The sequence below is a fragment of the Flagellimonas sp. 2504JD4-2 genome, from assembly GCF_053642935.1.
This window is the reverse complement of record NZ_JBSIOV010000004.1, coordinates 371,147-377,994: the sequence shown is the minus strand read 5'-3', so window position 1 is coordinate 377,994 and position 6,848 is coordinate 371,147. Positions and strand designations below refer to the sequence as shown.

Sequence of the window (6,848 nt, the reverse complement as noted above, 5' to 3'; positions counted from 1 at the left end):
GCCAGGATCAAACTCTTCATTGTCTATCGTTAAATATCTATTCAACTCCCTAAAACAATACCCAAGTCCTTGACATCAAAATGGTTCCTTGTTATTCTCTTTTACGCTGTCTATACAATATGTAAATGAACTTCTTCAATCTTTCCAAGAGAAAAAAATCGGGCCAAATCAAGCCCTATATATCCCCCTCTAAACACCCAGCCCTATCAGCTAAGCGGGTGCAAATATAGAACCCTTTTTTTCTATTGACCAAACTATTCTCAATTTTTTTTCAAAGTTTTTTTTTAGGTACCCAAGAATACCCGATAAATACCTTGTTTTACAAGGGTTCGAGGAAATAAAAAATCTTTGAATTACTGCTTTCGAGAAGTTAATACCAAGCCAAACTTTCTAATAATCTGATTATAGGATATCAAGCCCTTATAAACTATTTAAGAATACTTCTAAGTTTATTTGAATAAGCCTCTGCATAATGCAACATTCCCAAGTCAGTTGGATGCACACCATCTACCGTATCGTCAATCTGCAAACCTATCTCCTCTTTGGTCATGTAATAAAGGTTTTCAACTCCTTCATGCACCAATTGCATGTACGCTTCTTTTTGAAGCCTATTTACTTTTTCAAAACGATTCTTGTTTGAAGGGCTTATGTATTCATCGGAGTACCCTCCATGTTCAACCATTAATATAGGGGTACTTTCTCTTCTTGATCTCAGTCCTTTAACGGCCATGATTATTCGTTCTTTAAACATTGCGTCATTTTCAATCCCAAGATTTTTCCAAGTTATGGGTGTCAGGTTTGGCATGCAGTCCAAAACATACACTTGGGCGTCTATCTCAGTCATTAAATCTATCATTGGTCGTTCCAAACGACCAGAGCCACTAAAACCAAGATTCACTAAAGGTAAGTCCATATCTCTACCCAATTGGGCCGTCCAGGCCATTCCAGGCCTAGAAGCACAGGCACCCTGGGCGATGGATGTACCATACACCACGATAGGCTTCATATTTCGTTTGGGCAAGGGAGAAAAATCGGAATTTGAATCCACACCTATTTCCAAATGGGTCACTTCACTATACAATGGCAGATACAGTCTGTATTCCCGTAGTGTTTTCGAAATCCCTAGTTTCTTATAAACATAGGAGATAGTATCCGAGAATTTGCGACTCGCGGCACACCATATTTCTTTACCAGATTTATCAAATGTATACAGGTCAACTCCACTTACCCCAGTTGCCGGCATATGCTCAAATGCATAATTATGCTTGTTTTCAACTTGATACTTAATATGAATCATGAGCGCATTCGTCCTGAATCTTATCATCAGTCCGGCAGATTGCTTTCCCAAATTATAGACTCCATGCGTCAGTTTGTTAGCAACCCTTTTTGGAAGACGATGATATGGTCCTTCAACCTCTTTAGGCCAAGCCTGCCCTTCCAAATAATGTTCTGCAGCATCGCTTAAAGGGTTCCACCACTTAAGTTCTTCATCTTGTGAAAAACCATATGCGGCACTTCCTACACAAGCCAGTAATAGGAATATTTTTTTTATTAAGGCCTTTGATAACATCCAATCTAGTTTATCCTACCAAAATACATTATTTCAGTTTTACCATATATATTGTTAATCCAGACCATCTTTATAATCCAAATAAATCGTTCTAAACTATATTGTGTGCCTTACTACAAGATATTATCTTTGTGCGCTTATTATCATATGTAAAGACAATGATTAAGATTACACTACCAGATGGAAGCATCAAGGAACATCATAATGGGGTTACACCCATGGATGTTGCCAAAGGGATCAGCGAAGGTTTGGCGCGGAATGTTATTTCTGCCTCATTCAATGATGTTACCGTTGAAAGTACCACCCCGCTAACCGAGGATGGAAGTTTGGTATTGTACACTTGGAACAATAAGGAAGGAAAAAAAGCTTTTTGGCATTCCACATCGCACGTAGTTGCACAGGCGCTGGAGGAATTATATCCTGGAATTAAATTGACCATAGGTCCTGCCATTGAAAATGGTTTTTATTATGATGTGGATTTTGGCGAGCAATCAATTTCAGAAAAGGACTTTCCTGCCATCGAAAAGAAGGCTTTGGAAATTGCGCGTGGAAAACATGATTATAAAATGCGAAGTGTTTCCAAGGAGGAAGCACTTTCCTATTATAAAGACCAAGGCAATGAATATAAGGTAGAACTTATAGATAATCTTGAAGATGGTACTATAACATTTTGCGACCACAGTACATTCACCGATTTATGTCGAGGGGGACATATTCCCAATACAGGTATCATTAAAGCAGTTAAGATTCTTAGTGTTGCCGGCGCCTATTGGAGAGGTGATGAGAACAATAAGCAGTTGACGCGTGTTTATGGTATTTCCTTTCCAAAACAAAAGGAACTCACGGAATATCTTGAGCTCTTGGAAGAAGCCAAGAAAAGGGACCATAGAAAATTAGGGAAAGAACTGGAGTTGTTCACCTTTTCCCAGAAAGTCGGACAAGGGCTTCCTCTGTGGCTTCCTAAAGGTGCAGCACTTCGGGAGCGTTTGGAGCAATTTTTGAAAAAGGCCCAGAAAAAAGCGGGTTATGAAATGGTTGTAACACCTCATATTGGCCAAAAGGAACTTTATGTAACCTCTGGGCATTATGCGAAATATGGCGAGGATAGTTTTCAACCCATACATACACCAAAGGATGAGGAAGAGTTTTTGTTGAAACCAATGAACTGTCCACACCATTGTGAAATATACAATAGCAGCCCCTTTAGTTACAAGGATTTACCTATAAGATATGCAGAGTTTGGAACTGTATATCGATATGAGCAAAGTGGAGAATTGCATGGACTGACCAGAGTTAGGGGATTTACCCAAGACGATGCCCATATTTTCTGTACACCCGATCAGTTGAATGATGAATTTAAAAATGTTATTGATTTATCGCTCTACGTTCTAAGTTCTTTGGGATTTACAGATTTTACGGCGCAGGTATCGGTGCGTGACTTGGAAAAACCTGAAAAATATATCGGAGAAGTTGAGAATTGGGAAAAGGCGGAGCAAGCTATCATCAATGCAGCGGAAGAAAAAGGGCTTAATTTTGTTATTGAAAGCGGGGAGGCCGCATTTTATGGCCCTAAGCTGGATTTTATGATCAAAGATGCTCTTGGTAGACAATGGCAGCTTGGTACAATTCAAGTTGATTACAACTTACCTGAACGTTTTGACCTTACTTATAAGGGCAGTGACAATGAGCTTCACCGACCAATTATGATACATAGGGCTCCTTTCGGAAGTTTGGAACGCTTTGTGGCGCTGTTGTTGGAGCACACAGGTGGAAACTTCCCATTATGGTTGATTCCGACCCAAGCTATAGTACTGCCGGTCAGTGAGAAACATGAAAAATATGCTGAAAAAGTTTTGAATTCTTTAGAAAATCACGAAATTCGCGCGCTCATTGATAATAGGAATGAGACGGTAGGGAAGAAAATTCGTGAGGCTGAGCTCAAAAAAATTCCCTTTATGCTCGTAGTTGGAGAGCAGGAAGAAGACGCCGGTACCATTTCCGTAAGAAGACATGGGGGCGAAGATTTTGGAAGCGTCAGCTTAAGTGAGTTTTCTGACTTGGTATCTAGTGAAATAAATAGTACCTTAAAGTCGTTCTAAAAAATTTAGTTTAATTAAAAAGTATACGTCATAGCAATACGAAGAAGATTTAGACCCCAACCTCGGAGGGAAAATAAAAACCCTCACAATATCAATGATAAAATTACAGCCCCAGAGGTAAGACTTGTTGGGGATAATGTGGAGATAGGAATATATCCGATTGCCAAGGCAATGGCCAAGGCGAACGAACTGGAACTGGATTTGGTTGAGATTTCACCAAAAGCAAATCCACCGGTTTGCAAGATTATTGATTACAAAAAGTTTCTTTACGAGCAGAAGAAACGAGACAAGGCCATGAAGGCCAAAGCCACCAAGGTGGTTGTAAAAGAAATACGTTTTGGTCCACAAACGGACGACCATGATTATGAATTTAAGAAGCGACATGCTGAAAAGTTCTTAAAAGATGGTGCCAAGCTCAAAGCCTATGTCTTCTTTAAAGGAAGATCAATAGTTTATAAGGACCAGGGTGAAATTTTGTTGTTACGTTTGGCACAGGAGCTCGAAGAGCTAGGTAAAGTAGAGCAAATGCCAAAGTTGGAAGGAAAGCGAATGACGATGTTCATCGCTCCAAAGACAAAAAAATAAACAATAGAGCGGGATGCTGAATTTAATTCAGTGTAATATATAAATAGGAGAAAATGCCTAAAATGAAAACAAAATCCAGTGCCAAGAAGCGGTTTAAGCTAACGGGTTCTGGTAAAATCAAAAGAAAGCACGCTTTTAAGAGTCATATCTTGACCAAAAAATCTAAAAAGCGTAAGCTAAAGTTGACACACTCTACTTTGGTACATGAGTCAGATGTCAACAGTATTAAAGAACAATTGCGTTTAAAATAATTGTTCATCAGGTACATTAATTATTAACCATGGAGTCGGGCCTATAAAAGTGTTAAGTTTTCAGTCATAAGTTTTAAGTATTTAAAATTTCAATTCAACATTTAAAACTTAAAATTCTTAACCGCCTGCTACAAAAAAATTAAACATTATGCCAAGATCAGTAAATTCAGTTGCTTCTAGAGCCAGAAGAAAAAAGGTGATGAAGCAAGCCAAAGGTTACTTTGGAAGACGTAAAAACGTTTGGACAGTAGCCAAAAATGCGGTAGAAAAAGCAATGCTTTACGCCTACCGCGACAGAAGAAACAAAAAGCGAAATTTCCGTGCACTTTGGATTACCCGTATCAATGCCGGTGCAAGAATGCATGGAATGTCTTACTCCCAATTTATGGGTAAAGTAAAATCCAACGGTATCGAACTTAACAGAAAAGTTTTGGCCGATTTGGCAATGAACCACCCAGATGCTTTTAAAGCCATCGTAGAAAGAGTAAAATAAACATAAACCTACCCCGCTTATTAAAAACCCGCTCAAATGAGCGGGTTTTTTGATTTAGTTCAGTTTCCAAAAGCAGTCAATACCAATTTTCTTCCAGAAGCATTATCTCTATGCTCGCACAGATAGATTCCTTGCCAAATACCTAAATTTAATCTACCATTTGTGATTGGAATTTGAACCGAACTTCCCAGCAGTGAAGCTTTTATATGTGCCGGCATATCGTCAGGACCTTCGTAAGTATGGATAAAGTACGGAGCATTTTCAGGTACCATCTGATTAAAGTGACTTTCAAAATCAATCCGTACCGTCGGGTCGGCATTCTCATTAATGGTCAGTCCTGCCGAAGTATGCTTTATAAAAACCTGCAAAGTTCCAATCTTGATCTTTTCTAATTCTGGAATGGCGTTGACAATGGTGTCTGTAATCAAATGAAAACCCCTGTTATATGAGTTAAGACGTAGTTCTTTCTGATAAAATTTCATATTTCGTGAAATTAATACAAAGTTTACTTCATTTGAACCTCAAGCCATACCTTTGCGGTTTTAATTTACGCTATGGACCTCTCACGAATAAAAATGGTGGTTACTGATATGGATGGAACCTTACTAAACTCCAACCATCAGGTAAGTGATCGATTCTTTGAAATTTTCGAAGCAATGCAGGAGAAACAAATAAAGTTTGTTGCTGCCAGTGGTCGACAGTACCATAGCATGGTCGATAAGCTAAAAGCTATCAAAGACGATGTAATTTTCATTGCAGAAAACGGGGCTTTCACACAGCAAAAAGATCGTGTTTTACTTACCACACCTATTGATCGTTTTAATGTGAACAAAGTACTTTCTGCGCTTTCTGATGTTCCAGACGTTCATCCGGTGCTATGCTGCAACGACAAAGCCTATGCCAACGGAAATTCTCAAGATTTTCTGACGCTACTCGCAGAATATTATACGGAGTTTGAAGCTGTTGAAGATCAAACGACGGTGAATGACGAGGTCTTGAAAGTAGCTATTTATCATTTTGAAAATTCAGAGAAGCATATTTATCCAGCTGTAAAACATTTGGAAGGTCCTTTAAAAGTAAAGGTCTCCGGCTCTAATTGGGTGGATGTTTCCCATAAAAACGCCCATAAAGGTTATGCCTTGGAACAATTAATGCAAAGTCATGGGATTTCTGCTGATGAAGTAATGGTTTTTGGCGATTACAACAACGATTTGGAAATGCTGGAGCTATCCAACTATAGTTTTGCCATGGCAAATGCCCATCCCAATGTGAAAAGTGCGGCTAAGTTTGAGACATCGGATAATAATGATTTTGGGGTAGAACGAATCTTGGAACAGTTGTTATGAACGAGGTAGATTTTCTAATCAAAAAATTTGACCTGCAACCTCATCCTGAAGGAGGATATTTTAAGGAGACCTATAGAAGTTCAGGGGTCATTGAACAAACTGCGTTGCCGTTATCATATCAAGGTGCCAGAAACCACGCTACCTGCATTTATTTTTTGCTGACATCAAATACCTTTTCAGCCTTCCACAAAATAATCCAAGATGAAATTTGGCATTTTTATGCCGGTTCCCCATTGAAAATATATATGATTTCAGATAATGGGGAATATTCCGAGCAAGTAATCGGTAATGATTTTTCGGCCGGACAAGTTGCACAATTTGTTGTGCCGGGAGGCTATTGGTTTGCTGCCAAGACCATTGAACCCGATAGTTATTCTTTCGTTGGCTGCACAGTGTCCCCGGGTTTTGATTTTGCGGATTTCGTCCTGCCGAAAAGAACGGAACTTTTGGACAAGTTTCCCCAGTACGAAGCAATCATTAAAAGGTTCACAAGATCGTGAACGC

Annotated in this window: 8 protein-coding genes; 6 read left to right on the top strand and 2 right to left on the bottom strand. The window is 39.1% G+C overall.

What is annotated here, in order from left to right:
* Nucleotides 1–427: 427 nt before the first annotated feature.
* Nucleotides 428–1,570, bottom strand: a complete 1,143-nt coding sequence (locus tag ACULLH_RS16920; protein ID WP_454089934.1) for an SGNH/GDSL hydrolase family protein — start codon at nt 1,568–1,570, stop codon at nt 428–430.
* A 158-nt stretch (nt 1,571–1,728) separates the two neighbouring features.
* Here ACULLH_RS16920 and thrS point away from each other — a divergent pair, with 158 nt between their 5' ends.
* The 4 genes from thrS (at nt 1,729) to rplT (ending at nt 4,998) form a co-directional block, all read left to right on the top strand.
* A complete protein-coding gene (thrS, locus tag ACULLH_RS16915; RefSeq protein WP_454089933.1) occupies nt 1,729–3,669 on the top strand; it encodes a threonine--tRNA ligase in 1,941 nt (646 codons plus the stop codon).
* A 30-nt stretch (nt 3,670–3,699) separates the two neighbouring features.
* A complete protein-coding gene (infC, locus tag ACULLH_RS16910) occupies nt 3,700–4,254 on the top strand; it encodes a translation initiation factor IF-3 (protein ID WP_454089939.1) in 555 nt (184 codons plus the stop codon).
* A 53-nt stretch (nt 4,255–4,307) separates the two neighbouring features.
* Nucleotides 4,308–4,505, top strand: a complete 198-nt coding sequence (gene rpmI / locus ACULLH_RS16905) for a 50S ribosomal protein L35 (RefSeq protein ID WP_073181711.1) — start codon at nt 4,308–4,310, stop codon at nt 4,503–4,505.
* A gap of 148 nt (nt 4,506–4,653) precedes the next feature.
* Complete coding sequence (gene rplT, locus ACULLH_RS16900; protein ID WP_073181708.1) at nt 4,654–4,998, top strand: 50S ribosomal protein L20; 345 nt, start codon at nt 4,654–4,656, stop codon at nt 4,996–4,998.
* A gap of 59 nt (nt 4,999–5,057) precedes the next feature.
* Here the strand turns inward: rplT and ACULLH_RS16895 are convergent, their stop codons facing one another.
* Complete coding sequence (locus ACULLH_RS16895) at nt 5,058–5,480, bottom strand: secondary thiamine-phosphate synthase enzyme YjbQ (protein WP_454089932.1); 423 nt, start codon at nt 5,478–5,480, stop codon at nt 5,058–5,060.
* Between the two features lie 72 nt (nt 5,481–5,552).
* Between ACULLH_RS16895 and ACULLH_RS16890 the strand changes: the two genes are divergently transcribed.
* Nucleotides 5,553–6,344 (top strand): HAD family hydrolase, encoded by a 792-nt coding sequence (locus tag ACULLH_RS16890; protein ID WP_454089931.1) that lies wholly within the window; start codon nt 5,553–5,555, stop codon nt 6,342–6,344.
* A complete protein-coding gene (locus tag ACULLH_RS16885; RefSeq protein WP_454089930.1) occupies nt 6,341–6,844 on the top strand; it encodes a cupin domain-containing protein in 504 nt (167 codons plus the stop codon). Before ACULLH_RS16890 ends, ACULLH_RS16885 begins: the two co-directional genes overlap by 4 nt.
* The last annotated feature ends 4 nt before the right edge of the window (nt 6,845–6,848 follow it).

Coding starts and splice junctions, on each gene's coding strand:
- ACULLH_RS16890 (WP_454089931.1), top strand. CDS start 5,553: ATGGACCTCTCACGAATAAAAATGGTGGTTACTGATATGGATGGAACC.
- ACULLH_RS16885 (WP_454089930.1), top strand. CDS start 6,341: ATGAACGAGGTAGATTTTCTAATCAAAAAATTTGACCTGCAACCTCAT.
- rplT (WP_073181708.1), top strand. CDS start 4,654: ATGCCAAGATCAGTAAATTCAGTTGCTTCTAGAGCCAGAAGAAAAAAG.
- thrS (WP_454089933.1), top strand. CDS start 1,729: ATGATTAAGATTACACTACCAGATGGAAGCATCAAGGAACATCATAAT.
- ACULLH_RS16920 (WP_454089934.1), bottom strand. CDS start 1,570: ATGTTATCAAAGGCCTTAATAAAAAAAATATTCCTATTACTGGCTTGT.
- ACULLH_RS16895 (WP_454089932.1), bottom strand. CDS start 5,480: ATGAAATTTTATCAGAAAGAACTACGTCTTAACTCATATAACAGGGGT.
- rpmI (WP_073181711.1), top strand. CDS start 4,308: ATGCCTAAAATGAAAACAAAATCCAGTGCCAAGAAGCGGTTTAAGCTA.